Raw genomic sequence first — 24,531 nt, 5'->3', positions numbered from 1 at the left:
GCCATGACCGCGATAACCAAGCACGCGGGGAAGTACCCCCATCTGCGGCGGGACTTCACCGCCTCGCTCGTCGTGTTCCTGGTCGCCCTCCCGCTGTGCGTGGGCGTCGCCGTCGCCTCCGGTGTGCCGGCGGAGCTGGGACTGGTCACCGGCATCGTGGGCGGTCTCGTCACCGGTCTGCTGCCGGGCAGCAGCCTGCAGGTGTCCGGGCCCGCCGCCGGGCTGACCGTGCTGGTCTTCGGCGCCGTCGACGAGTACGGGCTGCCCGCGCTCGGCGTGATCGTGCTGGCCGCCGGGCTGCTCCAGCTCGCCATGGGCGCCCTGGGGCTGGGGCGCTGGTTCCGGGCGATCTCCCTGTCGGTCGTCGAGGGCATGCTGGCCGGCATCGGCCTGGTGCTCATCGCGGGCCAGTTGTACGCCGCGGCCGGGCTGGAGGCGCCCGCTTCCGGCCTGGACAAGATCCTGGGGCTGCCGGGGGCCGTCGCCGACGCGCTGGGCAGCGGCGAGGCACTGACCTCGCTGGCGGTCGGCGCGGGCACCGTCGCGGTGATGGTGCTGTGGAAGCGGCTGCCGAAGCGGGCGCAGGCCGTCCCCGGCGCGCTCGCCGCGGTCGTCCTGGCCACGCTGGTGACCCTGGCGTCCGGCCTGTCGGTGGCGACCGTCGAGGTGAACGGCCTGCTGGACTCCGTCCAGCCGCCCGGTTCGGAGGGCTTCGGCGAGCTGGCGAACGTCGGCGTCATCGGCACGATCCTCGCCTTCGCCCTGATCGCCTCGGCCGAGAGCCTGTTCAGCGCCGCCGCGGTGGACCGGCTGCACAACGGCCCGCGTACCGAGTACAACAAGGAGCTCATGGCGCAGGGCGCGGGCAACACGGTGTGCGGCCTGCTCGGCGCCCTGCCGATGACCGCGGTCATCGTGCGCAGCTCCGCCAATGTCAGCGCCGGGGCGCGCACCAAGGCGTCCCGGGTCCTGCACGGTGTGTGGCTGCTGCTGTTCGCCGCACTGCTGCCCTCCGCGCTGGCTCTGATCCCGCTGCCCGCGCTGGCCGGCATCCTGGTCCACGCGGGCTGGAAGCTGATCCCGTTCCGCGGCATCGTGTCGCTGTGGCGGGCGCACCGGGGCGAGGCGCTGATCCTGGTGGTGACGGCCGTGTCGATCGTCGCGGTCAACATGTTCGAGGGCGTGCTGATCGGCCTGGCCCTGTCCGTGGTCAAGACCGCCTGGGAGGCCTCGCACCTCAGGCTGGAGGTCGTCGACAAGGGCGCCGGCCCCGTCCAGGCGTACCTGTCGGGCAACGCCACCTTCCTGCGGCTGCCGAGGATCCTGGAGAGCCTGGAGGCGCTGCCGCAGGACCGCCCGGTCGAGCTGGACCTGTCCGGGCTGCACCACCTGGACCACGCCTGCCGGACGGCGCTGGAGAACTGGGCCGAGCGGCACAGCGCGAGCGGCACGGAACCCGTGAAGGTGACGGAGCCCGCCAAGGCGGCGGTGTAGCCGCCACTCGCACGGGTGATCCGCTCGTGCCCGACGCCCGGTCCTGGCCATGGCCCCGGACCGGGCGTCGGGCATATCGTGATAAGTGCACGTGAAACGGACCTCTGCGCGAGGGGGTCGTCATGCTCGAGGAACTGCTCACCGCGGCCGCCGCCGTCGGAAGCGCCGGGGTGGTCTACGTCGTCTCGGCGGCGCGGATCGTGAAGCAGTACGAGCGCGGGGTGGTCCTCCGGCTCGGACGGCTCGCGGGCGAGGTGCGCCCGCCCGGTTTCACCATGATCATCCCGTTCGTGGACCGGCTGCACAAGGTGAACATCCAGATCGTCACGCTGCCGGTGCCCGCGCAGGAGGGCATCACCCGGGACAACGTGACGGTGCGGGTCGACGCCGTCGTGTACTTCAAGGTGGTCGACGCGGCCAACGCGCTCATCCGGGTCGAGGACTACCGCTTCGCCGTCTCCCAGATGGCTCAGACGTCGCTGCGCTCGATCATCGGCAAGAGCGACCTGGACGACCTGCTGTCGAACAGGGAGAAGCTCAACCAGGGCCTGGAACTGATGATCGACAGCCCGGCGGTCGGCTGGGGTGTGCAGGTCGACCGGGTCGAGATCAAGGACGTGTCCCTGCCGGAGACGATGAAGCGTTCCATGGCCCGGCAGGCCGAGGCCGACCGGGAGCGGCGGGCCCGGATCATCAACGCCGACGCCGAGCTCCAGGCGTCGAAGAAGCTCGCCGAGGCGGCCGGGCAGATGGCCGACCAGCCCGCCGCGCTGCAACTGAGGCTGCTCCAGACGGTCGTCGCGGTCGCCGCCGAGAAGAACTCCACGCTGGTACTCCCCTTCCCCGTGGAACTGCTGCGGTTCCTGGAGAAGGCGCAGCAGGCGCCGTCCGACGGTGCCGTCGAGAGGGGAGCCCGGAAGTGACGCGTGTAGCACGCGTGGTTCCCGAGGCTCGTAGCAGGTGATAGACACAGCGGGGTCACCGTCCCTGTCCGCCAGCAGGAAGGTTGCCCCATGCCCGAAAACACGCCCGGGACCCTGTCCGACAGCGGCACCGGCCTCGCCGACGGCCGTGCGTCACGGCGTCAAGTGCTCGCCCGCACCGGCGCGTTGGGCGTCTCGATCGCCTTCGCCGGAAGCCTTTCCGAACTCTTCGCCGGCACGGCCGCCGCGCAGACCCTGGGCCACAGCGGCTACGGCCCGCTGGTTCCCGACCCCGACGGACTGCTCGACCTGCCCGAGGGGTTCCGCTACCGGGTCCTGTCCCGCGAGGGCGACATGCTGCGCTCCGGCGAGGGCCCGGTCCCGTCCAACCACGACGGCATGTCGGCCTTCCCCGGCCGGCACGGCCGGGTCCACCTCGTCCGCAACCACGAGAACCGCGCGACCGGCAGAGTCCCGGTGCCCACGGTCGAGGGCCTGACCTACGACCCGGCCGGCAAGGGCGGCTGCACGGCGCTGACCCTGGACTCCCGCAACCGTGTCCTCGCCGAGCGGGTCGCGATCGCCGGGACGGCCGTGAACTGCGCGGGCGGCCCCACCCCCTGGCACACGTGGCTGACCTGCGAGGAGACCGAGGACAAGGCCGGCACCAGCGGTTACACCAAGGACCACGGCTTCATCTTCGAGGTCGATCCGGCCGACCCGCACCGAACCGGTGCCGTGCCGCTGACCGCGATGGGCCGCTTCCAGCACGAGGCGGTCGCCGTGGACCCGCGGCGGGGCATCGTGTACGAGACGGAGGACGCCTTCCAGCGGCCGTTCGGCCTCTTCTACCGGTTCCTGCCCGAGAAGCCGCTGGGCGGCACGGGCTCGCTGCGGGCGGGCGGCCGGCTCCAGGCGATGCGTGTGCCGGGCGTGCCCGACCTGTCCTCGATCCAGGAGACCGGCGCCTCCTTCGACGGCGTCGAGTGGGTGGACGTCCCCGACCCGCTGGCGGTCGAAACCCCCATCCGCCTGCAGGACTTCGGGCCCGGGGGCATCACCCACGCGCAGAAGCTGGAGGGCTGCTACTGGGGTGGACGGAGCGTGTACTTCGTGTCGTCCTTCGCCCGCAGCGCGGAGGGTTCGGCGGCCGACCACTACGGCCAGATCTGGCGCTACGACCCCGACCGGCGCCGGCTGACGCTGGTGATCGTCTTCGGCCCGGACACCGACGTCCAGCTCCCCGGCGAGTCGCCGGACAACATCTGTCTCGCGCCCAGCGGCGGTCTCATGGTCTGCGAGGACGGCAACGGCGCCCAGCACGTCTACGGCGTGACCCGGCGCGGCGAGGTGTACGCGATGGCCCGCGGCCGGCAGAACATCGGCACGGAGGCGGAGCCCGAGTGGGGCGAGTTCGCCGGGGTCACCTTCTCCCCCGACGGCGACACCATGTACGTCAACTGCTACACGCCGGGGACGACCTTCGCGGTGACCGGCCCCTGGCGCAGGTAGCCGGCCGCGCGCCGCCCGGTCACTGAAGCCGCGGCAACGGGGTACTCGGGGCCGCATGACCGAGAAACCGCACGTCAGCGGCTCCTACTGGCTTCGGACCGCACCGGGCGGCGCCGCCCGACCCGCACTGGAGGACGACCTCGACGTCGATGTGGCCGTGATCGGCGCCGGAGTCGCCGGGCTGAGCACGGCCTGGGAGCTGGCGCGGGCCGGGCGGAGCGTGGCGGTGCTGGAGGCCGGGCGGGTCGCCGCCGGCGTCACCGGCCACACCACCGCCAAGCTGACCGCCCTGCACACCCTGAAGTACGACAAGCTGCGCCGCACCCGCGGCACCGAGGGCGCCCGGCTGTACGCCCGTTCACAGACCGAGGCGATCGAGCACGCCGCCGAGGTCGTGGCCGAGCTGGGCATCGACTGCGACTGGGAGTCGCGCAGCGCCTACACCTACGTCTGCGACGCGGGCCGCGTGGACGAGCTGCGGGCGGAGGCGGCCGCCGCGAAGGAGGCCGGGCTGCCGGCGTCGTTCGTGACGGAGACCGGGCTGCCGTTCCCCGTCGCGGGCGCGGTGCGGGTCACGGGACAGGCGCAGTTCCATCCGCGCAAGTACCTGCTGGCCCTCGCCGAGGACCTGGTGGCGCGCGGCGGGCGGATCTTCGAGCACACCACCGTCCACGGCCTGGACGAGGGCACGCCGTGCCGGGTGTCGACCGGGACGGGTGCGACCGTGACCGCCCGGGACGTGGTGGTCGCCACCCACTACCCGATCTTCGACCGGGCGCTGCTGTTCGCCCGTCTCTCTCCGCGGCGGGAACTGGTCGTGGCCGGGAACATCGGGACCGACCGTGATCCGGACGGCATGTACATCACCCCGGACGAGGGCACCCGCTCGGTCCGTACGGCGCCGCTGGACGGGGAGTCCGGGGACCGGCTCCTCGTCGTCACCGGGGAGCACTTCACCCCCGGCACCGGCGACACCCGGGAGCGCTTCGACCGCCTGTCCGCCTGGGCGCACGATCACTTCCCCGGGGTCGACCTCACCTACGCCTGGGCCACGCAGGACATCGACCCCACGGACACCGTGCCCATGGTGGGTCCGCTGCACCCGGGCGCGCACCACACCTACGTCGCCACCGGCTTCGGCGGCTGGGGACTGAGCGGCGGCATGATGGCGGGCAGGCTGCTCACCGCGCAGATCACCGGCGAGGAGTGTGCGTGGAGCGGCCTGTACGATCCGCGCCGGCTGCGTACCGCGGTGCGTGAAGCGCCGGCGTTGCTGAAGCTGCAGGCCGAGGTCGCCGGGCACTTCGTCGGCGACCGGCTCAGGCCCGCGCCGCCCGTCGACTCCCTGCCGCCCGGTGAAGGCGCCGTGGTCCGGGTCGGCGGCGACCGGCTCGCCGTCCATCGCGACGACGCCGGGACTCTGCACGCCGTCTCGCCGCGCTGCACCCACCTCGGCTGTCTGGTCAGCTTCAACGCCGCCGAACGCGCCTGGGAGTGTCCCTGCCACGGCTCGCGCTTCGACACGGACGGCAAGGTGATCGAGGGACCGGCCACCAAGCCGCTGGAGCGGCGGGACATCTGACCCGGGAGGGTGACTCCCCGGCACGTCACCACGGATAGTCACACAAACTGAACATCACACTCATACGTTCGTTCAGTGATCCCCCACGTGCGACGTGTGACCACGGTGACCGCCCTCTGCGCGCTGGCCGCCGCCCTCGCCGCCTGCGGCCCCGCCCGTACGGCACGGGCGCCCCGTCCGGCCCCCTCCGCCACCTCGGTCGTCCCCTCCTCCCCCGCCCCGTCCCGGGCGCCGACGGTCGCGCCCGGCCCGGCGGGACTCACCCCCGTCTTCGCCCACGGACCACGGGCCCGCGGCAAGACCGTCGCCCTCACCTTCGACGCCGACATGACCGCCGATCAGGGACCGCGGGCGGCGGCGGGCGAACGGTTCGACAATCCGCCGCTGCTCGCGACGCTGCGGCGGCTGAAGGTGCCGGCCACGGTGTTCATGACCGGACGGTGGGCAGAGGAGTACCCGGACCAGGCACGCTCCCTCGGCCACGACCCGAACTTCGAGGTGGCGAACCACTCCTACAGCCACTACGCGTTCACCGAGGACTGCCACGGCCTGCCGACCGTGTCCCGCGAGCGGATGCGGTCCGACGTCGAGCGGGCGTACGCGGCCCTCCGCGAGGCCGGAGTACCGCGCCCGATGCCGTACTTCCGTTTCCCCGGCGGCTGTTACGACCGCGCCGCCCTCAGGGAGATCAGCGCCACCGGCGTCACCGCCGTGCAGTGGGACGTGGTGAGCGGGGACGCGTTCGCGACCGACGCCGACGCCGTCGCCCGGCAGGTCCTGGACGGCGTACGGCCGGGGTCGGTCGTCGTCCTGCACTGCACCCGCAGCGCCGCCCCGGTGACCGAGCCGGCGGTGCGGACGATCGTGCCCGAACTGCGCCGCAGGGGCTTCCGCTTCGTGAAGGTCTCCGAGCTGATCGGCGCCGCGAACGGGCGGCGCTGACCGTCCTACGCTGGAGACATGAGCGAGAACGACCACGGTCCGGACGACTACTGTCCGATCGGCGCGACCAGGCCGCCCGAGGCCGACGGCCCGCCGTACGCGGAGTGCGTTCTGTGCCGGGAGCCGACCGAGTACCCGGAGTCCTACAAGGGGATCACCCTCTGCCCGGCCTGCGAATGGCAGGAGGCCCAGCGCACGTCGTGCTCCGGGTGACCGGCCCGCCCGCCCTCGCGCGCCGATCGGCTTGGCAGACTGGTGGGCGTGAGCAACGATCCGACGCCCGTGAACGACAGTCCCTTCCGTGCCGAGCCCGGCGACCGCGACCTCGCGCCGCAGTTCGTCCTGCCGCTGGTCGTGCGCATCGAGCGGGCCGCGCCGCCGGCCCGCACGGACGCCCTGGAGACCGCGGCCCGTGCGGTGCTGGTGATGCTCGGCGACGCCCGGTCGACCGGCGACGGCGCATGGGCGCAGGCGATGCGTGACTGGCAGGACGCCCGGATCCGCAAGGTGGTGCGCCGGGCGCGCGGCGCCGAGTGGCGGCGGGCCGAGGCGCTGGACGGCATCACGGTCACCGGCAAGGCGGCGGAAGTGCGGGTCTTCCCGCCGGTCCCGCTGGACGGCTGGCCCAAGGACCTCGCCCGTCTCCAGGTCTCCGGCACCGACCTCGACGACCCCGAGCCGCCGGTGGCCGCCGACCCGGCCGCGCCGGTGCTGTGGATGAATCCCGACCTCGGCATGTCGGCGGGCAAAGCGATGGCGCAGGCCGGCCACGGCGCCCAGCTCGCCTGGTGGGAACTGCCGGACGAGGAGCGGACCGCCTGGCGCGACGCGGGTTTCCCCCTGGCGGTGCGCACCCCGGACCCCGAGCGGTGGAAGCGGCTCACCACGAGCGGTCTGCCGGTGGTCCGCGACGCGGGGTTCACGGAGATCGCCCCCGGCTCGTGCACGGTGGTGGCGGATCATCCGGCGCTGCGGTAGGTCCGCGCCGCCGGACCGACGGTGGCGGGGATTCCGGCGGCAACCTCAGATCTTGCTCTGAACACACCCTCCACGGGATTCGTCCGCCACCGCCGGGGCCATACCCCCGTCGAGCGTGAGCGACCGGCGCCAAGAAGGGGGACGGGCCATGGAGCGGCTGGGGACGGGCATCGGGTGGCGGCCGGAGATCGGCGACGCCGTGGAGCGCATGCCGGGGATCGACTGGGTCGAGGTCGTGGCCGAGAACGTCTGCTCCGGCCACCTCCCCGACTCGCTGATCAGGCTGCGCGGGCGCGGCGTGACCGTCGTGCCGCACGGCGTCTCGCTGGGGCTCGGCGGTGCCGAGCGGCCCGACGCCGCACGGCTCACGGCACTGGCCGAGCGGGCCGAGGCGCTGGGCTCGCCGCTGGTCACCGAGCACATCGCGTTCGTCCGGGCGGGCGGGCCCCTGACCGCCTCCCCGCGCCTGGAGGCCGGGCACCTGCTGCCCGTGCCGCGTACCCGGGACGCCCTCGACGTCCTCTGCGAGAACGTGCGCATCGCCCAGGACGCCCTGCCCGTGCCGCTCGCCGTCGAGAACATCGCCGCGCTCTTCTCCTGGCCGGACGAGGAGATGACGGAGGGACAGTTCCTGTACGAACTGGCCGACCGCACCGGCGTTCGGCTGCTGATCGACGTCGCGAATCTCCACACCAACCACGTCAACCGCGGTGAGGATCCGGCCGAGGCGCTCGCCGAACTGCCTCTGGAGGCCATCGCCTACGTCCATGTCGCGGGCGGTTTCCAGCGGGACGGCGTCTGGCACGACAGCCATGCCCACCCGGTGCCGGAGCCGGTCCTGGACATCCTGACCGACCTCGCCGCGCGCGTCGCGCCGCCGGGCGTGCTCCTGGAGCGGGACGAGAACTTCCCCGAGCCGGCGGAGCTGGAGGGCGAGGTGGAGGCGATCCGTGCCGCCGTGGAGAAGGGGCGGGCCTCGGGCGGGGCGCTCTCCGGATCCACGGCACCGGGGCGGCGGTCCCCGCAGCGGGCGGCCGAGCCCGAGGCCGCGCGTCGGCGGCTCGCCCTCGCGCAGACCGCGCTGCTGTCCGCGCTGGTCGCCGGGACGCCCGTGCCCGAGGGGTTCGACCGGGTGCGGCTCGGGGTGCAGGCGCGGGCGCTCGCCGGGAAGCGGGCGGACGTGGTGGCGAAGGTCGCGCCCGAACTGCCGGAGATCCTCGGTACGGCCTACCGGCCCGCCTTCCTCGGCTACGCCCAGGGGCATCCGATGACCGGCGGTTACCGGCGTGACGCGCTGGACTTCGCCGAACGGCTGTGGCGCGACGGACAGCCCGGGGACGCCCGGGTGCGGCGGGAGCTGCGGAAGTGGTGGCTGGAACGGTCGGGGCCGGTGCCGCGTTCGCGGCGCCCGGGGGTGCGGCTGGCACGTGCGACCCGGCGGGCGCTGTTGCGCCGTTGAGACGGTGGTGACCGGCGCATCAAACGGAACGTCACATACCTGCGTCCCGGAATGTGAACAGGGCATGGCGCCGGCGAAAGCCTTTGGCATAGAAAAACGGCATGTTCTGGGTCCTTCTCCTCCTGCCCGCCTGGGCCGTCGCCGCCACGGCGTGCACACGGCTGTGCCTGGCGGCCGTGCGTGACGCGGCCGTCGACACCGGCGCCGCCGGCCGCGGACGCGATCTGACGCTGTACGAGGCGGCGTTCCTGTCCGGCGGGCCGCGGCGGGTCGCCGACCTGACGCTCGTGTCCATGGCGCGCCAGCGCCGACTGCTGCTCGCCCACACCGGCTGGGCGACCGTGGTCGACCCGCGCGGCCGGGACGAGATGGAGCGGTCCGTGATAGGTGCCATCGGGCCGGAGGGACAGTCCCGGATCGCCCCCGTGCGGGCCGCCGCTGCCGCCGCGGACGCGGTGCGGGGCCTGGCCGACCGGCTCGTCAGCGCGGGCCTCGCCGTACCGGACGGTGCCCGCTCCGTCGCGGCCGGGGTCCGGCGGGTGCGGTTCGCCGCCGTGGCCGTGTGCCTGCTGGGCGCGGTGGCCGTCGCGCTGCCCGTCCCGACGGACGTGCCACGGCACCTGATCGCCCTGTGGTTCGCGCTGCCGCTCGCCCTGACCCTGAGCTGCCTCGCCATCGCGCGCATGGAGATCCACCCGTACTCGCGCTGGGCCTCCCCGGCCGGACAGCGGCTGCTCGCCACTCTCGCCCGGCGGTCCGAAGGCCCCGTCGACGACCGTACGTACCTGACGTCCGTCGCGGTCCTGGGCGTGCACGCGATCGGCGAACCGGACCTGCGCGCGGCCTTCGCCCACCGCGAGGAGTACCTGGAGGAGGACCGCAGGGGGTGAGGGTGCGGGAGGCGGCGCACCTGCTCGGGGGCCGCCTCCCCGCGGAGCCGGGGCCCGAGCGCGGGCCCGGGCCCGAGGGCACGGTCAGGCGAGCCCGGCCACCAGCTCGCCGATGTCCTTGCGGCGGCCCGTGAAGAACGGGACCTCCTCGCGGACGTGCATGCGGGCCTCGGAGCCGCGCAGGTGGCGCATGAGGTCGACGATGCGGTAGAGCTCGTCGGCCTCGAAGGCGAGGATCCACTCGTAGTCGCCGAGGGAGAAGGAGGCGACGGTGTTGGCGCGCACGTCCGGGTAGCCGCGGGCCATCTTGCCGTGGTCGGCGAGCATGCGGCGCCGGTCCTCGTCGGGCAGCAGGTACCAGTCGTAGGAGCGCACGAAGGGGTAGACGCTGATGTAGTTCCGGGGCGTCTCGTCGGCCAGGAAGGCCGGGATGTGCGAGCGGTTGAACTCGGCGGGGCGGTGCAGCGCCATGTTCGACCAGACGGGCTCCAGCGCGCGGCCCAGCTTCGTGCGGCGGAAGAGGTTGTACGCCTCCTGGAGCTGGTCGGCCGTCTCGGCGTGCCACCAGATCATGAGGTCGGCGTCGGCGCGCAGACCGGACACGTCGTAGGTGCCGCGGACCGTCACGTCCTTGGCGGCGAGCTGGTCGAACAGCTCCTGGACCTCGTCGGCGTGACCCGCGCGGTCCTCGGGCAGCACGTCCTTGAGCTTGAAGACGGACCAGAGGGTGTAGCGGATGACCTCGTTGAGGTCCTTGGCCAGCTTGCCCTTATTGGGGATCCGCTCGGCGGCGGGGGTGGAGGCGTCGTCACTCATGGTCCTATTCTCCCGCTCCGCCGTGCAGGCTCTGCACCGGGTGGGCGGTGAGCTCCTCCACACCTCGCAGGTCGCCGTGGATCTGGTCGACGGCCGCGTACGCGCTCGCGATGCTCGCCGGGATGCCGACGCCGTCGTACGCCGCCCCGCACACGGCCAGGCCGGGGAGCTCGGCGACCTGCTCACGGATGCGGGCCACGCGCGCGTGGTGGCCGACGGGGTACTGGGGCAGGCCGTCCTGCCAGCGCGTGACGCGGGCCGCGACGGGCTCGGCGGTCAGGCCCGTCGCCTCCGCGAGGTCGTGCCGGGAGACGGCCACCAGCCCGGCGTCGTCGCGGCCGAGGATCCCCGTCTCGCCGTACCGCCCGACGGAGGTGCGCAGGACGACCAGGTCCGGGTCCTCGTCGGCGATCCAGCCCCACTTGCGGGAGGCGAACGTGGACGCCTTGATGGTGCGCCCGTCGACCGGCGGCACGAGGAAGCCGCTGCCCTCGGGGAGCGCGGCGGCGTCGGAGCGGCGGTAGGCGAGGGTGATCAGGGCCATGGAGGCGTACTCGACCGCGGCCAGCTCGGCCGCGGCGGCGGGGGCCTCGGCCCGCAGCAGGCCGGCGGCGGCGGGTGCCGGGACGGCGACGACGACCGCGTCGGCGTGCAGCACCCGGTCGCCGGCGACGACCCGCCAGCCGTCCGGGGCCGTGCGGCGCAGCTCGGTCACCGGCGCCTCGGTGACGATCTCGCCGCCCCGGGCGCGCACCGACTCCGCGACCGCTAGGGGGAGGGTGCCGATGCCGCCCTCGATGCCCATGAACACCGGCCCCTGCTGCGGGGCGGCGGCGGTCCGGCCCTGGATGCCGCGCACGGCCTCGGTCAGGGAGGTGTGCGTCCGGGCGGCCTCGAAGAGCTGGGGCACGGCCGACCGCATCGAGATGCGGTACGCGTCGCCCGCGTACACGCCGCCCAGCAGCGGCTCGACCAGGCGGTCGACGACCTCGCGGCCCAGCCGCGCCGCCACGTACTCCCCGACCGCCACGTCGTCGCCGACCTCCGTGCGGGGCAGCTCGGCGTCGCGCTCGATGCGGGCGAGCCCCTCCTCGGACAGGACGCCCGACAGGGCGGACGCGGTGCCGGGGACGCCCATGACGTGCCCCTTGGGCATGGGGCGCCGGGCGCCGCGGGTCCACAGGGAGGCCGTCGCGGTGGCCGGCGGCTGCAGGCGGTCGGCGAGCCCCACCTCGCGGGCGAGGCCGACGGCCTCCGGGCGGCGGGCCAGCATCGACTCGGCTCCCAGGTCGACGCGGACCCCGGCGATCTCGCCGGGCAGCAGCTTGCCGCCGACGCGGTCCGACGCCTCCAGCACGGTCACCCGCGCGCCACGCAGAAGCAGCCGGTGGGCGGCGGCCAGTCCGGCGATGCCTGCCCCGATGACGACGACATGCCCCGTGCCGGTACGGGTCTCGCTTGCGCACATGGGCCCAGCCTCTCAGACCCCGCCGACAGTGCGTCCCGCAGGCCCGGTGTCCGGCGCGAGTCCGGACCGTGACCTCTTCGGGACCCTTTCCCGCAAACGTTCCGGGCCGGTGCCGGCGTCGTAGGAGCATCAGTCGTCACGACGTCCCGGGGGGCAAGCCCACATGCGCGCACCACGTTCACCACGACCATCCGCCCGACGCTCCGCGCGGCGCCCCGTCCCGGCCCTGGCCGGGCTGGTGCTGGCCGCGGCCCTCGCCCTCGCCGGGTGCAGCGGCGCGGACGACGGCTCCGACTCCGCCGGCGGCGCCGCCAAGGAGGCCCTGGGGCCCCAGGCCGACGACCGGCGGGCGGGTTCCGCCGGCGCAGAGGCCGGCTCCTCCCGGGCCGACGCCTCCCAGGCCACCGCGCCGCCCAAGGTCTCGCCGAGCCACATCATCCGCACCGCGTCGCTGACCGTGCAGGTCAAGGACGTTCCCAAGGCCCTGGACGCGGCCCGCACCACGACCGAGAACGCCGGCGGCTACGTCGGCGACGAGAACACCGACCGGGACGAGGAGGGCCACGAGCAGACCCGGGTCGTGCTGCGCGTGCCCGTCGAGAAGTACGACGAGGTGCTCGACGACCTGGAGGGCGCCGGAAAGCTCCTGGAGCGCAACGCGAAGGCCCAGGACGTCACCGACCAGGTCGTCGACGTGGAGAGCCGCATCAAGTCGCAGCGCGCCAGCGTCGCCCGCGTCCGCGAGCTGATGGACCGGGCGACCCGGCTCAGCGACGTGGTGACCCTGGAGGGCGAGCTGAGCTCCCGCCAGGCCGAGCTGGAGGCGCTGCTCGCCCAGCAGGAGTCGCTGAAGGACCGGACGAGCCTGGCGACCATCACCCTGTCGCTGTCCGAGACCCCGGTGAAGCCGCAGGAGGAGAACGACGACCCCGGGTTCATGGACGCGCTGGCGGGCGGCTGGGACGCGTTCGTGACCATGCTGCGCTGGCTGGCCGTGGCGCTGGGCGCGGTGCTGCCGTTCGCCGCGGTGGCCGCGCTGCTCCTGCTGCTGTGGCTGCGGGTGGTGCGGCCCCGGCTGCCGCGCCGCCCGGCCACCGAGCCCCCGATGACGGCGCTGGGCCCGCTGCCGGCGGCCCGGCAGGCGCCCGAGCCCGCGCCCGGCGCGGGGTCCGGCGGCGAACGGGACTGAAATGCCCCGCCCCCCGTAGCGTGTTCGCATGAGCATGAACGCTGCGAGGGGTACGCGAGAGCGACTGGTGGTGATCGGCGGCGACGCCGCGGGGATGTCCGCGGCGTCGCAGGCACGCCGGTCGAAGGGGCCCGGCGAACTGGAGATCGTGGCGTTCGAGCGCGGCCACTTCACCTCGTTCTCCGCGTGCGGCATCCCGTACTGGGTGGGCGGCGACGTCCCCGAGCGGGACCGGTTGATCGCCCGTACGGCCGAGGAGCACCGGGCGCGGGACATCGACCTGCGGATGCGCACCGAGGTCACGGAGATCGACGTCGCGGGCGGGCGGGTACGCGCGCGTGACGTCGATTCGGGGGCGGAGTCCTGGACGTCGTACGACAAGCTCGTGATCGCGACCGGCGCCCGTCCGATCCGCCCGGACCTGCCGGGCGTCGACGCGCCCGGGGTGCACGGCGTGCAGACGCTGGACGACGGGCAGGAACTGCTGGACACGCTGGCGGCCACGCGTGGCCGCCGCGCGGTGGTCGTCGGCGCGGGCTACATCGGCGTGGAGATGGCCGAGGCGCTCATCAAGCGGGGCTACGAGGTGACGGTGGTCAACCGCGGCCGGGAGCCGATGTCCACGCTCGACCCGGACATGGGCCGCCTGGTGCACGAGGCCATGGAGGGCCTCGGCATCACCATGGTGAACGACGCGGAGGTCACCAAGCTGCTCACCGGCGACGACGGGCGGGTGCGCGCGGTGGCCACCGAGGACGCCGAGTTCCCGGCCGACGTGGTGGTGCTCGGCATCGGTGTGCGCCCCGAGACCGGGCTCGCCGCGGACGCCGGCCTTCCGCTCGGAGCCCACGGAGGTCTGCTGACCGACCTGGCCATGCGGGTGCGCGGGCACGAGAACATCTGGGCGGGCGGCGACTGCGTCGAGGTGCTGGATCTGGTCTCCGGCCAGGAGCGGCACATCGCGCTGGGCACGCACGCCAACAAGCACGGCCAGGTCATCGGCACCAACGCGGCCGGAGGCTACGCCACCTTCCCGGGAGTGGTCGGCACCGCCGTCAGCAAGGTCTGCGACCTGGAGATCGCCCGGACCGGACTGCGCGAGAAGGACGCGCGCCGGGTGGGGCTGCAGTTCGTGACGGCGACCATCGAGTCCACCAGTCGCGCCGGGTACTACCCGGGCGCCTCGCCCATGACGGTGAAGATGCTCGCCGAGCGCCGCACCGGCCGGCTTCTGGGTGTCCAGATCGTCGGCCGTGAGGGCGCGGGCAAGCGGGTCGACATCGCCGCGGTGGCGCTCACGGCCGGCCTGACGGTGGAACAGATGACCGCCCTGGACCTGGGCTACGCGCCGCCGTTCTCCCCGGTGTGGGACCCGGTGCTGGTGGCCGCCCGCAAGGCGGCGAGGGCGGTGGCGCAGCAGTCCTGACAGGCGGGCGCCCGGTACGGGCCGCCGTGCCGGGCGAGGCCCGGCGCGTTCCCTACGCCGTCCCGTTGATCCGGTCGATCGCCTGCCGTGCCTGCTCGGCCGGCGGCCGCGAGGGCAGGGACGACACCGACGCCGGTGCCGTCACGGCCGGCGGCTGCTCCCCGGCCGGCTTGGCGTGCGCGGCGCCCCGTGCGGAGCGCAGGCGGTGACTCACCGCCTCGTCCAGGGTCACGGGCCGCTGCATCTGCGCGGCCAGCCGTCCGGCCTCCTGGCCGAGCCTGGCGACGTCCTCCCAGGGCAGGCGCAGCACGAGGGCGACCTCGGCCTCACCGTCGGGCAGGGCGTGCATAGCGGGGGTGACTCGGTCCTTCATCGCCTGTCCTCACGTCGTCCCCGCAGCCGCCTTCCCCGAGCCGCGGGCCGTTGAAAGGACATACGCAGACCCGGACGGCGGCGTTCAGGACCGCGTGCCGATTCGCCCGCCGCCGTACGGGCAATAGTTCCTCGTGGTCATCCCCGTCCATGACGTGAACCCGGTGCGCGGCACGCCCTGGGTGACGTACACACTGATCGTCGCCAACTTCCTGGTCTTCGTGTTCACGCCCGGTCTGGCCGGCTCCGTGGCCGGTGACGCGAATCTCGCGGAGCTGTGCCACTACGAGGCGTTCCTGGACCACTACGCGGCGGTGCCGCAGGAGTTGCTCCACCACCGGATGCCCCGGTTGGTGCCGACGGGGGACGTCGGGGTGGGCCCGCAGGGACCGGGCTGCGTGATCGGACCGCCTGGTTACGACAAGTCCCCGGAGCTGAGCGTCCTGACGGCGATGTTCCTGCACGGCAGCTGGCTGCACCTGCTGGGCAACATGCTCTTCCTGTGGATCTTCGGCAACAACGTCGAGGACCGGATGGGCCACATCCGCTTCACCCTCTTCTACCTGGTGTGCGGGTACGTGGGTGCCTACGGTTTCGCCCTGGCGAACTCCGACTCCGCCGACCCCCTGGTCGGCGCGTCCGGGGCGATCGCCGGGGTCCTCGGCGCGTATCTGGTGCTGTTCCCGAGGGCCCGGGTGTGGGTCCTCGTCCCCTTCCTGATCTTCCTGCCGCTCCGGCTGCCGGCCTGGATCGTGCTGGGCTCCTGGTTCGGGATCCAGGCGGTCTACTCGTCCGGGCAGGGTGTCTCCCAGGCCGGCACCGTGGCCTATCTGGCCCATGTGGCGGGTTTCCTGGCGGGCATGCTGATCGCCTGGCCCCTCAAGCCCGGCACTCCCCCACCACCGGAACCACGCGGCATCCTCTTCGGCCGGCAGGCCCGGCGGGCCCCGTAGGAGCCTGCCGCAGGCTTACGGTGACCCGATACCGGCCTACCCGATGGGCCGTCAGGTAAAGATCGGTGACGAGGGAGTCGTCCGTCCCGTCCTGGAAGTCGTCCGTACGAGTGCCGACGGAGCCGTCGTGCGGCAGGTACCCGCCCCCACCGGAGCCGCGCGGGCCGCTGTTCGGCAGGCGGGCGCGGCCGGGGTGGGGACGGCGGCGGTACCTACGCGAACTGCTGGTTCGCCGAACCGTCGCAGTTCTGGATCCGCAGCGGCTGGCCCGGGCCGGCCAGGGTGAGGCAGAGCCCCCGCGCGGCCGTCGGCCGGATCGTGGCCCCGTCACGGACGAACTTCTGGTGGGTCCCGCCGTGGCAGTTCCACAGGACCAGACCCGTGCCGGCCGGGTACCTGGTGTCGGGGACGTCCAGGCAGCGGTCCTGGGTCAGCTCCGTGTGGATGGTGCCCCGTGCCGGGTCGTACCACCAGCCCTGGTTGCGCCCACCGTGGCAAGCCCAGCCGAGGACGCGGGTGCCGTTGGCGCTCTCGGCGGCGTCGACGTCCACGCAGGTGCCGGTCGCCCGGTCCGTCAGCGGCCGGTAGACCGTGTCCCAGGCGTACGGGAAGAGGACCGGCCGCCCGGAGGAGCCCACGTCCGCGCAACTCGCCTCGTCGGCACCCGAGTCGTACAGCTGCGTGAGGCAGGAGGCGAAGGCGGCGTGGCCGCGCTCGTTGGGGTGGAAGGACTGGCGCAGGGAGTTCTCGTCCGGCAGGCCGGGCTTGGAGAGGTCGATGTAGGCGCCCCGGGCCCAGGTGTCCTCCATGCAGACCTCGTGTCCGTGGAAGAGCCGGGAGTTGTCGAGGTAGACGGCGCCCGTGTCGGCCGCGGCCTTGCGCATCCCGCGTTCGAAGGCGGGGACGGCGCTGTTGCGGCCCCAGACGGTGTCGGAGTCGTACCCCAGGCCGCCGCAGGCGAGCTTGCCGGCGAAGTCCGGGTTGTCGCGGAAGTCGGGGCCGATCGGGCTGGGGTAGCCCATGACGACGAGCCTGTAGTCGCCGTCGGCGTAACCCGCGTCCCTCATCACGCTCTTCAGGTCGCGCACGGTCTGCTCGACCTTGGGCACGAGAGCGTCGACGCGGGCCTGCCAGCCGGGGGCGTACTTGGGTTCGCAGGGGCCCTGGACTAGCAGGTAGCGCGTGACGCAGTCGGTCATGACGGGGCCGAACTGGAGGTCGTCGTTGGCTCCGGCGACCAGCAGCACCATCTTGACGCGGGTGTTGCGCGCCTTGATCGCGAGGCTGTCGCTCTGCACGAGTTCGTCGGCGTACTGCTTGGAGCCGCCGATGCGGATGTTACCGGTGTACGCACCGGAGCAGGACACGTTGAACGTGAGGTCGGCGGGGATCCCGGTGCGGTGGATGGCGGCGTCCGGCGAGCGGTGGCACCAGTTGTCGGGACCGTTGGTGCCGGGTTCGTAGGTGCCGATCCCCTCGCCGGAGATCTCGCTGTCGCCGAGGGAGATCAGGCTGGTCCTGCGGTCCTCGAGAGGCCGTTCCCCGGGGCTTCCGTAGATCTCGGTGGCCTCGGCCGCGCGGATGGCCTCCAGTTCCGGGGAGAGCGGTACGGAGGAGACGGACTCGGCGGAGCCGGGCCGGGCGGCCTGTGCGGGGGCGGCGGCGGTGATGGTTCCGCATGCCACCGCCACCGCGGCGGCAGCCGCCGTCAGCCAGTGATGTCTGTGCCGTGTGCCCTTCACTGCACCTCCTGGTGGTGGGGTTACCAGGGGTTGTACTGGCCGGTAGGCACCGGGGGAACGGCTGAAACAAGACAACTGCTCAACTTTTGCGGCTGGTCCGGGAGTCAGCGCGGCGGGCGCGGAGTGACGACGACGGTGACGTGCGCGCCGGGCCGCGCCAGTACGCGCGCGGTCGCCGCGCGGTCCCCGGGCAGCACGGGCGTGCCGGTCCGGGCGGCCCCGGTCAGCTCGATGCGCCAGCCGCCCGCCCGGGGCGGCACGGAGATCTCGGTGACACCGCGCCCGGCCCGGTACGACAGCCGGAAGGCGCGGCCGTCCGGCTCGTACGCCTCGGCGGTGACCCGGCCGGCGACCGCCGGGGCGTACGGCGCCGCGGTCTGCTCCTTGTTGGTCCGGAAGCGCCCCTCGGCGTCGACGGCGCAGTAACCGCCGCCGTAGCACCAGACGTAGCCCGCCCAGCCGGAGCTGTAGCGGTTCAGGGACGACAGGGCGTCGCGGTAGAAACGCCCCATGTTCGGCAGGGAGTTGTTGAGCGGGCCCCACTCCCCCACCACGACGGGGACGCGGTACCGGCGCGGGTAGACGGTCACCGCGGACTCGTACGCCTCGATCCAGCCCGCCGAGGGGTCGTAGTCGGCGCCCGCCTCCATCGCCGTGTTGTAGAAGTGGGGCGCGTAGACGGCCTTCGGGTCGTCGATCCGGCCCAGCCCGGTCGGGACGCCCTCACCGACGATGGGGGTCGGCTCGAAGAAGATCCAGGAGTCGTCGTCGACGGAGCGGACGGCGTCGGCGAGGCGGTTGTACAGGGGCGTGAGCTGATCGCGCTCGATGCGCCGGGCGGCCGTGGGCAGGTCCTCGCCCGGCGCGATCTCGCCCATGGGCTCGTTGATCAGGTCGTAGCCGAGTACGGCCGGATGGTCCCCGAGGCGTGCGGCCAGCACCCGCCACATGTCCGCCTGGGCGCGCCGCAGGTCCCGGTCCTCGTAGAGGTGGGTGAACGCACGCTGCACGGCCGGTTCGAAGTACTCGGCGAACCAGTCGTCGGGGTGCGGGGAGAACGGCAGCCCGTCGGTCCTGGTCGCCCACTCGGGGATGCCGCGGTGCCCGAAAGCGGGCCCGAAGACGTCCTGGTGCGCGTCGATCAGCACCCGGACGCGGTGCTTGTGCGCCCAGTCCAGGACGCGTTCGATCTTGCGGAGGTACCTCTCGCTGTAACGGCCCCGCTCGGGTTCGAGGTCGTCCCAGAAGACCAGCAGCCGCGCGAAGTTGAAGCCCCGGGCCCGCAGGTCCCGGAAGTGGCGCTCACCGATCGCGGACAGGGCGGCCTCGCCGCGGTGGGTCTTGTCCTCGACGTTCCAGCCGCGCAGGGTCAGGACGCGGCCCCGGTCGTCGGTGAGCCGGGGTATCCCGGGGGGCGGGTCCCGGTGGTCCTCGGCGGCGGCCTTCGCGTGGGCGGTCGGGGCGGACAGCAGGACGGTGCAGACGAGCGCGGCGAGCAGACGGCGGTACATGGGACCTCCGGCACGGTCGGTCGGCAGTGCCGCAGATCACATCAGTAAAGCTGAGAATTGTTCAAGACTCCGGGCGCAGGTCGAGCCGCATCAGGATCCGGGGATGACCTGCGAGCACCGAGGTGGTGTCGGCGGCGTGCACGAAGCCGGCGCGCTCGAAGTTCTTCCGGATCCCGGCGTACGCCATGGTCAGGTCCACCTTGGCGTCACCGTTGTCGAGGGGGTACGCCTCGATCGCCGGTGCGCCGTGCTCGCGGGCGAAGGCCACCGCGCCGGCGATGAGGGCGTGCGAGATGCCCCTCTTGCGGTGACCGGGGCGCACGCGGATGCACCACAGCGACCAGACCGGCAGGTCGTCGACGTGCGGGATCCTGCGGTTGCGGGCGAAGGAGGTCTCCGAGCGCGGTGCCACGGCGGCCCAGCCGACCGGCTCGTCCCCGTCGTGGGCGAGCACCCCCGGAGGGGGATCCGCGTCGCACAGCCCGGCCACGTACTCGCCGCGGGCCGGTCCGCGCAGCTCGTTGTTGAGCTTGGACGGGATGCGGTGGCTGAGGCACCAGCAGACCTTGGCCGTCGGGGACTTCGGGCCGAGCACGGCGCGGACGTCCTCGAAGACCGAGGCCGGGCGCACGTCGATGGTCATGGCACCACGATGTCACGCCGGGCCCGGCGGCGGTCGGTTTCCCGCCGGGCCCGCCTGTGGTTCAGCGCGCGGTCTCGGTGTGGACGTACTCCACGAGCCGGGTCAGGGCCTCCGGGTCGGTGGACGGCAGGACGCCGTGGCCCAGGTTGAAGACGTGGCCCTCCAGGCCCGCCGCCGCGTCCAGGATCTCGCGGGTCTTGGTCTCGACCGCCTCCCGGGAGGAGAACAGGACGGCCGGGTCGAGGTTGCCCTGGAGCGCCTTGCCGGGGCCGACGCGGCGGGCGGCCTCGTCCAGCGGGACGCGCCAGTCGACGCCGACGACGTCCGCTCCGGCCTCGCCCATGAGCCCGAGCAGCTCGCCGGTCCCGACGCCGAAGTGGATGCGCGGCACGCCGTACCCGGCGACGGCCTCGAAGACCTTGCGCGAGGCGGGCAGCACCGAGCTGCGGTAGTCCGCGGGGGCGAGGGCGCCGACCCAGGAGTCGAAGAGCTGGACCGCGCTCGCGCCGGCCTCGATCTGCACCTTCAGGAAGGCGGCCGTGATGTCGGCGAGCCGGTCGAGCAGGTCGGCCCACAGCTGCGGGTCGCCGTACATCAGCGCCTTCGTGTGCTCGTGGTTGCGGGACGGACCGCCCTCCACGAGGTAGCTCGCGAGGGTGAACGGCGCGCCCGCGAAGCCGATGAGCGGGGTGCCGCCGAGCTCGCGGGTGAGCAGGCCGATCGCCTCGGTGACGTAGGAGACGTCCTCGGGGGTCAGGTCGCGCAGCCGCGCCAGGTCCGCGCGGGAGCGGATCGGGCTCTCGACGACCGGGCCGATGCCCGGCTTGATGTCCAGGTCGATGCCGATGGCCTTGAGCGGCACCACGATGTCGCTGAAGTAGATCGCCGCGTCCACGCCGTGCCGGCGCACCGGCTGAAGGGTGATCTCGGTGACCAGTTCCGGCCGCATGCAGGACTCGAGCATCGGGATGCCCTCGCGCACCTTGCGGTACTCCGGCAGCGAACGCCCGGCCTGGCGCATGAACCACACCGGCGTGTGCGGCACTGCCTCGCGCCTGCACGCCTTGAGGAATGCGGACTCGTACGTGGCGGTCGGCTGCTTGCCCGCGGGGCTCTGGTTGGCACTCACGTCGGCAAGTCTCGCATGTCCGCCCGACGGCGCCGGACCGCGGGGCGCACACCCTCCGAACGTCCGGGCGCGCCCCCGTGGCGCGGTGTGATCCGGACATCGCGCCCGCACGCGGGTGTCCCTCCCTGCGACGCGGCCGCGTTCCGCTTAATCTTCCCCGCATGGCTGCGGCTCAGGGACGACTGTCGGACGGCGCTGGCGGAATGGACGAACCGAAGGACACCGAGGGGGGAGCCCGGCATGGCGCCGGTGCGCCTCCGCCGCTCTTCGGCGCCGCCGTCGAGGCGCTCAGGTCCGCCCGGCTGCGGCCGCAGATCGAGGTGGAGGCGACGCGCCCGCCGCAGCGGCTCGCCCCGCACGCGTACGCGCTGGAGGCGACGGTCGTCGACGGCGACCAGGACCTGGCCGACGGGCGCCTGGTGCTGCTGCACGACCCGGCCGGACACGACGCCTGGCAGGGCTCCTTCCGGCTGGTGACGCTGGTGCGCGCGGAGCTGGAGCCGGAGATGGCCGCCGACCCCCTGCTGCCGGAGGTGTGCTGGGCCTGGCTCACCGGCGCCCTCCAGGCGCGCGGTCTGGCCTTCGGCGAGCCCAGCGGCACCGTCACGCGCGCGAGCTCCCACTACTTCGGGGGCCTCGCGGACCGCCCGGCCGCCTCGCAGATCGAGATCCGCGCCTCCTGGACGCCGCGCGAGGGCCTGGGCGGCGTCCCGGACACCGCCGCCCACCTGGCCTCCTGGTGCGATCTGCTGGCCCAGGTCGCGGGTCTGCCGCCGGCCGGCCCGGGGGACGCGTCGGTGGTGACGCTGCCCCAGCGGCGCGGGCCGCAGGCGCGGTAGGCGCACCGGCCCCCGGCGTTTTCCGGACCCGGCAGGACTCTGCTCGCGGCTCTTCTCCTCGGCTCCTCGGCGGCTCTTCGCCGGACTTCCTGCCCATGTGCAGCATCGTCCGTCACTTTGTCGACACGGACACTTTCGAGCGCGTATCGACGCAGAGCGGACCCGTTCGATCTTCGAATGATCGATCGCGTGTCCGAATTGCGCAGATTGTTACTCACCAGATCGTGATCATTCCCTAAAGGCGGACCGGTTCGGTGCCGAAGACGACTGTGACCTTGAAAGCACGGTTCGTCCCGGCTTCTTCCCCCCACGAGCCGACCCCGTCCCGCACCCAGGAGGCCTGGTGTCCGTTCTCCTCGAGCAGCCTGCAAGCCTGGTCGCCTACCGCCCCAACAAGCCGACCGCCATGGTCGTCGTGGCCGACCCGCGCGTCCGTTCCACCGTCACCCGCCATCTCTGGGCGCTCGGTGTACGCGATGTCATCGAAGCCTCGTCCGTGGCGGAGGCCCGTCCCCGCATCGGCAACCCCCGCGACATCTGCGTCGCCGACGTCCACCTCCCCGACGGCTCCGGTCTCACCCTGCTGTCGGAGACCCGCGCCGCCGGCTGGCCCAACGGGCTCGCCCTGTCCGCCGCCGACGACATCGGCGCCGTACGCAACGCCCTCGCCGGCGGCGTCAAGGGCTACGTCGTCACCGGCACCCGTACCAACGTCGGGCTCCCCACCCGGCCGGGCGCCGCCCCCATCGGTGCCGCCGCCGCCCGTCTCCACCGCCGCCCCCCGGGTGCCCCGAGCCACCCGGGCGGCTACCGCGAGCTGTCCGGCCGCGAGGTGGAGGTGCTGCGACTGGTCGCGGAAGGCCAGTCCAACAAGGCGATCGGCGTCTCGATGGGCCTGTCCGCACTGACCGTCAAGAGCCACCTCGCCCGCATCGCCCGCAAGCTCGGCACGGGCGACCGCGCCGGGATGGTCGCGGTCGCCCTGCGGACCGGCATCATCCACTGATCCCCGTGCCGTCCCCTCTCCCCCACCGTTCACCGGCGTGAACAGAGATCACCGCCGGTCCCGGACCGCCCCCACCGCCGACCGTGGACCCGATCTTTCACCGCCCTGACTGGTTTACGACCCCCCGGCGCCCGCCGACGGAACGTTCCGTCGGCGGGCGCCGTCGATACACAGATACTCTTGACAGGTGACCGACGCCCACGAAACCGCAGCAGACCGTTCACTGCGAACCACCGGAGGCGCCCCTCCGGACGAGGCCGGATCTTCTGCTTCGGAGGCGCCGATACCTTTGCTCGAACCGCGCGAGGGCATTCCCTCGGTGATCGCGGACGAGGTCGCCCTCGCCGAGGTGACCGCCGCGTTCGCCGCCGGGAGCGGCCCCGTCGCCGTCGACGCCGAACGCGCCTCCGGCTACCGCTACGGACAGCGCGCCTACCTGGTCCAGCTGCGCCGCCAGGGCGCCGGGACCGCGCTGATCGACCCCGTGGCCTGCCCCGACCTGTCCGGGCTCGGCGAGGCGCTCTCCGGCGCCGAGTGGGTGCTGCACGCCGCCACGCAGGACCTGCCCTGTCTGCGTGAGATAGGGATGGTGCCCACCCGCCTGTTCGACACCGAGCTCGCCGGACGGCTCGCCGGCTTCCCGCGGGTCGGTCTCGGCGCGATGGTGGAGAACGTCCTGGGCTTCGTGCTGGAGAAGGGCCACTCGGCCGTCGACTGGTCGACGCGCCCGCTGCCCGAGCCGTGGCTGCGCTACGCCGCGCTCGACGTGGAACTCCTCGTCGACCTGCGTGACGCCCTGGAGAAGGAGCTGGACCGGCAGGGCAAGCTGGAGTGGGCCCGGCAGGAGTTCGACGCCATCGCCTCGGCCCCGCCGGCCGAGCCCCGCAAGGATCCGTGGCGCCGCACGTCGGGCATGCACAAGGTGCGCCGGCGGCGGCAGCTCGCCGTCGTGCGGGAGCTGTGGCAGACCCGGGACCGGATCGCGCGGCGCCGGGACGTCTCGCCGGGCAAGGTCCTCGGGGACGCGGCCATCGTCGAGGCGGCGCTCGCGATGCCGGCCAACGCCTACGCGCTGGCCGCGCTGAACGGGTTCGGGCGCGTGAACCGCCGGCAGCTGGAGCAGTGGCAGGCGGCGGTGGACCGGGCGAAGAGCCTCACGGAATCGCAGCTGCCGCAGCCCGGACAGCCGGTGGCCGGTCCCCCGCCGCCGCGCGCGTGGGCCGACAAGGACCCGGCCGCCGCGGTCCGGCTGTCCGCCGCGCGGACGGCGGTCTCGGCGGTGGCCGAGCGCCTGAACATGCCGCAGGAGAACCTGATCGCCCCCGACACGGTGCGCAGGGTCTGCTGGGAGCCGCCCAAGGTCGTCGACGCGGAGTCGGTGGGCGCGGCCCTCGCCGGGTACGGTGCCCGGCCCTGGCAGGTGGAGCAGGTGACGCCGGTACTTGTCGCTGCGCTGGCCTCGGCGGGGAACACGCGCTGAGCGTCCGCGGGGTTCCTGCCGTGGGCGGCGGCTGCGGGTCCGTCGGGGCGGGGCGTGTCTGCGGGGGTGTTTTCGCAGGCACCCGTTCCCGGGACACGCGCTGAGCGTCTGCCGGGTTCTCCTCGTGGGCGGCTGCCGGTTCGTCGTGGTCGGGCGCGCAGTTCCCCGCGCCCCTTT

At 73.4% G+C, this 24,531-nt stretch carries 22 protein-coding genes; 15 read left to right on the top strand and 7 right to left on the bottom strand.

Going from position 1 to position 24,531, the window contains the following annotated elements; genetic code table 11:
* Nucleotides 1-3: 3 nt before the first annotated feature.
* The 9 genes from IE260_RS03445 (at nt 4) to IE260_RS03405 (ending at nt 9,780) form a co-directional block, all read left to right on the top strand.
* Nucleotides 4-1,494: a SulP family inorganic anion transporter gene (locus IE260_RS03445; RefSeq protein ID WP_189868939.1), complete on the top strand. Its 1,491-nt coding sequence runs from the start codon at nt 4-6 to the stop codon at nt 1,492-1,494.
* Nucleotides 1,495-1,616: 122 nt separating this feature from the next.
* Nucleotides 1,617-2,417, top strand: coding sequence for a slipin family protein (locus IE260_RS03440; RefSeq protein ID WP_189868938.1), 801 nt, complete (start codon nt 1,617-1,619; stop codon nt 2,415-2,417).
* A gap of 90 nt (nt 2,418-2,507) precedes the next feature.
* Nucleotides 2,508-3,929, top strand: coding sequence for a PhoX family protein (locus IE260_RS03435; RefSeq protein WP_189868937.1), 1,422 nt, complete (start codon nt 2,508-2,510; stop codon nt 3,927-3,929).
* A 55-nt stretch (nt 3,930-3,984) separates the two neighbouring features.
* Nucleotides 3,985-5,511, top strand: coding sequence for an FAD-dependent oxidoreductase (locus IE260_RS03430; protein ID WP_189868936.1), 1,527 nt, complete (start codon nt 3,985-3,987; stop codon nt 5,509-5,511).
* Between the two features lie 75 nt (nt 5,512-5,586).
* Nucleotides 5,587-6,453: a polysaccharide deacetylase family protein gene (locus IE260_RS03425; protein WP_189868935.1), complete on the top strand. Its 867-nt coding sequence runs from the start codon at nt 5,587-5,589 to the stop codon at nt 6,451-6,453.
* 18 nt (nt 6,454-6,471) lie between these two features.
* A complete protein-coding gene (locus IE260_RS03420; RefSeq protein ID WP_189868934.1) occupies nt 6,472-6,666 on the top strand; it encodes a hypothetical protein in 195 nt (64 codons plus the stop codon).
* A 48-nt stretch (nt 6,667-6,714) separates the two neighbouring features.
* Nucleotides 6,715-7,431: a peptidyl-tRNA hydrolase gene (locus IE260_RS03415; RefSeq protein WP_189868933.1), complete on the top strand. Its 717-nt coding sequence runs from the start codon at nt 6,715-6,717 to the stop codon at nt 7,429-7,431.
* Between the two features lie 148 nt (nt 7,432-7,579).
* Nucleotides 7,580-8,890 carry an MbnB/TglH/ChrH family RiPP precursor modification enzyme gene (locus IE260_RS03410; RefSeq protein ID WP_189868932.1) on the top strand — a complete coding sequence of 437 codons (1,311 nt, stop codon included), beginning with the start codon at nt 7,580-7,582 and terminating at the stop codon, nt 8,888-8,890.
* A gap of 101 nt (nt 8,891-8,991) precedes the next feature.
* The gene (locus tag IE260_RS03405) at nt 8,992-9,780 is read left to right on the top strand and encodes a TIGR04222 domain-containing membrane protein (RefSeq protein WP_189868931.1); all 789 of its coding nucleotides are present in this window, start codon (nt 8,992-8,994) and stop codon (nt 9,778-9,780) included.
* Nucleotides 9,781-9,864: 84 nt separating this feature from the next.
* Here IE260_RS03405 and hemQ read toward each other — a convergent pair whose 3' ends face one another.
* Both hemQ and hemG read right to left on the bottom strand, forming a co-directional pair.
* Nucleotides 9,865-10,596, bottom strand: coding sequence for a hydrogen peroxide-dependent heme synthase (gene hemQ, locus IE260_RS03400; RefSeq protein ID WP_189868930.1), 732 nt, complete (start codon nt 10,594-10,596; stop codon nt 9,865-9,867).
* Between the two features lie 4 nt (nt 10,597-10,600).
* Entirely contained in the window at nt 10,601-12,064 is a 1,464-nt protein-coding gene (hemG, locus tag IE260_RS03395; protein ID WP_189868929.1) for a protoporphyrinogen oxidase, read from the bottom strand.
* Between the two features lie 163 nt (nt 12,065-12,227).
* Between hemG and IE260_RS03390 the strand changes: the two genes are divergently transcribed.
* A complete protein-coding gene (locus tag IE260_RS03390) occupies nt 12,228-13,253 on the top strand; it encodes a DUF4349 domain-containing protein (RefSeq protein ID WP_189868928.1) in 1,026 nt (341 codons plus the stop codon).
* A gap of 28 nt (nt 13,254-13,281) precedes the next feature.
* Nucleotides 13,282-14,679 carry an FAD-dependent oxidoreductase gene (locus IE260_RS03385; RefSeq protein WP_189868927.1) on the top strand — a complete coding sequence of 466 codons (1,398 nt, stop codon included), beginning with the start codon at nt 13,282-13,284 and terminating at the stop codon, nt 14,677-14,679.
* Nucleotides 14,680-14,731: 52 nt separating this feature from the next.
* Here IE260_RS03385 and IE260_RS03380 read toward each other — a convergent pair whose 3' ends face one another.
* Nucleotides 14,732-15,052 carry a hypothetical protein gene (locus IE260_RS03380; RefSeq protein ID WP_189868926.1) on the bottom strand — a complete coding sequence of 107 codons (321 nt, stop codon included), beginning with the start codon at nt 15,050-15,052 and terminating at the stop codon, nt 14,732-14,734.
* Nucleotides 15,053-15,185: 133 nt separating this feature from the next.
* On the opposite strand from IE260_RS03380, the gene IE260_RS03375 reads away from it, so the two are divergent.
* The gene (locus IE260_RS03375) at nt 15,186-16,004 is read left to right on the top strand and encodes a rhomboid family intramembrane serine protease (RefSeq protein WP_189868925.1); all 819 of its coding nucleotides are present in this window, start codon (nt 15,186-15,188) and stop codon (nt 16,002-16,004) included.
* Between the two features lie 212 nt (nt 16,005-16,216).
* On the opposite strand, the gene IE260_RS03370 is transcribed toward IE260_RS03375, so the two are convergent.
* The 4 genes from IE260_RS03370 to hemE all read right to left on the bottom strand — a co-directional run bounded on the left by IE260_RS03370 (nt 16,217) and on the right by hemE (nt 21,029).
* The gene (locus IE260_RS03370) at nt 16,217-17,746 is read right to left on the bottom strand and encodes a ricin-type beta-trefoil lectin domain protein (protein WP_189868924.1); all 1,530 of its coding nucleotides are present in this window, start codon (nt 17,744-17,746) and stop codon (nt 16,217-16,219) included.
* A 104-nt stretch (nt 17,747-17,850) separates the two neighbouring features.
* On the bottom strand, nt 17,851-19,257 hold the full coding sequence (locus IE260_RS03365) for a cellulase family glycosylhydrolase (protein WP_189868923.1): 1,407 nt from the start codon (nt 19,255-19,257) through the stop codon (nt 17,851-17,853).
* Nucleotides 19,258-19,318: 61 nt separating this feature from the next.
* Nucleotides 19,319-19,900, bottom strand: coding sequence for a GNAT family N-acetyltransferase (locus IE260_RS03360; RefSeq protein WP_189868922.1), 582 nt, complete (start codon nt 19,898-19,900; stop codon nt 19,319-19,321).
* A 61-nt stretch (nt 19,901-19,961) separates the two neighbouring features.
* The gene (hemE, locus tag IE260_RS03355; protein ID WP_189868921.1) at nt 19,962-21,029 is read right to left on the bottom strand and encodes a uroporphyrinogen decarboxylase; all 1,068 of its coding nucleotides are present in this window, start codon (nt 21,027-21,029) and stop codon (nt 19,962-19,964) included.
* 161 nt (nt 21,030-21,190) lie between these two features.
* Here hemE and IE260_RS03350 point away from each other — a divergent pair, with 161 nt between their 5' ends.
* From IE260_RS03350 to IE260_RS03340, 3 genes are all read left to right on the top strand, one after another.
* Nucleotides 21,191-21,868 (top strand): DUF3000 domain-containing protein, encoded by a 678-nt coding sequence (locus IE260_RS03350; protein WP_189868920.1) that lies wholly within the window; start codon nt 21,191-21,193, stop codon nt 21,866-21,868.
* Nucleotides 21,869-22,211: 343 nt separating this feature from the next.
* Complete coding sequence (locus tag IE260_RS03345) at nt 22,212-22,874, top strand: response regulator transcription factor (RefSeq protein WP_003972894.1); 663 nt, start codon at nt 22,212-22,214, stop codon at nt 22,872-22,874.
* A gap of 187 nt (nt 22,875-23,061) precedes the next feature.
* Entirely contained in the window at nt 23,062-24,354 is a 1,293-nt protein-coding gene (locus tag IE260_RS03340; RefSeq protein ID WP_189868919.1) for an HRDC domain-containing protein, read from the top strand.
* Nucleotides 24,355-24,531 lie beyond the last annotated feature (177 nt).

The sequence above is a fragment of the Streptomyces viridiviolaceus genome, from assembly GCF_014650995.1.
In the GTDB taxonomy this organism is placed as follows: domain Bacteria; phylum Actinomycetota; class Actinomycetes; order Streptomycetales; family Streptomycetaceae; genus Streptomyces; species Streptomyces viridiviolaceus.
Note: the sequence above shows the minus strand (reverse complement) of the source record. Positions and strands in the feature narration are given on the sequence as shown.

Coding starts and splice junctions, on each gene's coding strand:
- IE260_RS03445 (WP_189868939.1), top strand. CDS start 4: ATGACCGCGATAACCAAGCACGCGGGGAAGTACCCCCATCTGCGGCGG.
- IE260_RS03440 (WP_189868938.1), top strand. CDS start 1,617: ATGCTCGAGGAACTGCTCACCGCGGCCGCCGCCGTCGGAAGCGCCGGG.
- IE260_RS03435 (WP_189868937.1), top strand. CDS start 2,508: ATGCCCGAAAACACGCCCGGGACCCTGTCCGACAGCGGCACCGGCCTC.
- IE260_RS03430 (WP_189868936.1), top strand. CDS start 3,985: ATGACCGAGAAACCGCACGTCAGCGGCTCCTACTGGCTTCGGACCGCA.
- IE260_RS03420 (WP_189868934.1), top strand. CDS start 6,472: ATGAGCGAGAACGACCACGGTCCGGACGACTACTGTCCGATCGGCGCG.
- IE260_RS03410 (WP_189868932.1), top strand. CDS start 7,580: ATGGAGCGGCTGGGGACGGGCATCGGGTGGCGGCCGGAGATCGGCGAC.
- IE260_RS03405 (WP_189868931.1), top strand. CDS start 8,992: ATGTTCTGGGTCCTTCTCCTCCTGCCCGCCTGGGCCGTCGCCGCCACG.
- hemQ (WP_189868930.1), bottom strand. CDS start 10,596: ATGAGTGACGACGCCTCCACCCCCGCCGCCGAGCGGATCCCCAATAAG.
- hemG (WP_189868929.1), bottom strand. CDS start 12,064: ATGTGCGCAAGCGAGACCCGTACCGGCACGGGGCATGTCGTCGTCATC.
- IE260_RS03390 (WP_189868928.1), top strand. CDS start 12,228: ATGCGCGCACCACGTTCACCACGACCATCCGCCCGACGCTCCGCGCGG.
- IE260_RS03385 (WP_189868927.1), top strand. CDS start 13,282: ATGAGCATGAACGCTGCGAGGGGTACGCGAGAGCGACTGGTGGTGATC.
- IE260_RS03380 (WP_189868926.1), bottom strand. CDS start 15,052: ATGAAGGACCGAGTCACCCCCGCTATGCACGCCCTGCCCGACGGTGAG.
- IE260_RS03365 (WP_189868923.1), bottom strand. CDS start 19,257: ATGTACCGCCGTCTGCTCGCCGCGCTCGTCTGCACCGTCCTGCTGTCC.
- IE260_RS03360 (WP_189868922.1), bottom strand. CDS start 19,900: ATGACCATCGACGTGCGCCCGGCCTCGGTCTTCGAGGACGTCCGCGCC.
- IE260_RS03350 (WP_189868920.1), top strand. CDS start 21,191: ATGGCTGCGGCTCAGGGACGACTGTCGGACGGCGCTGGCGGAATGGAC.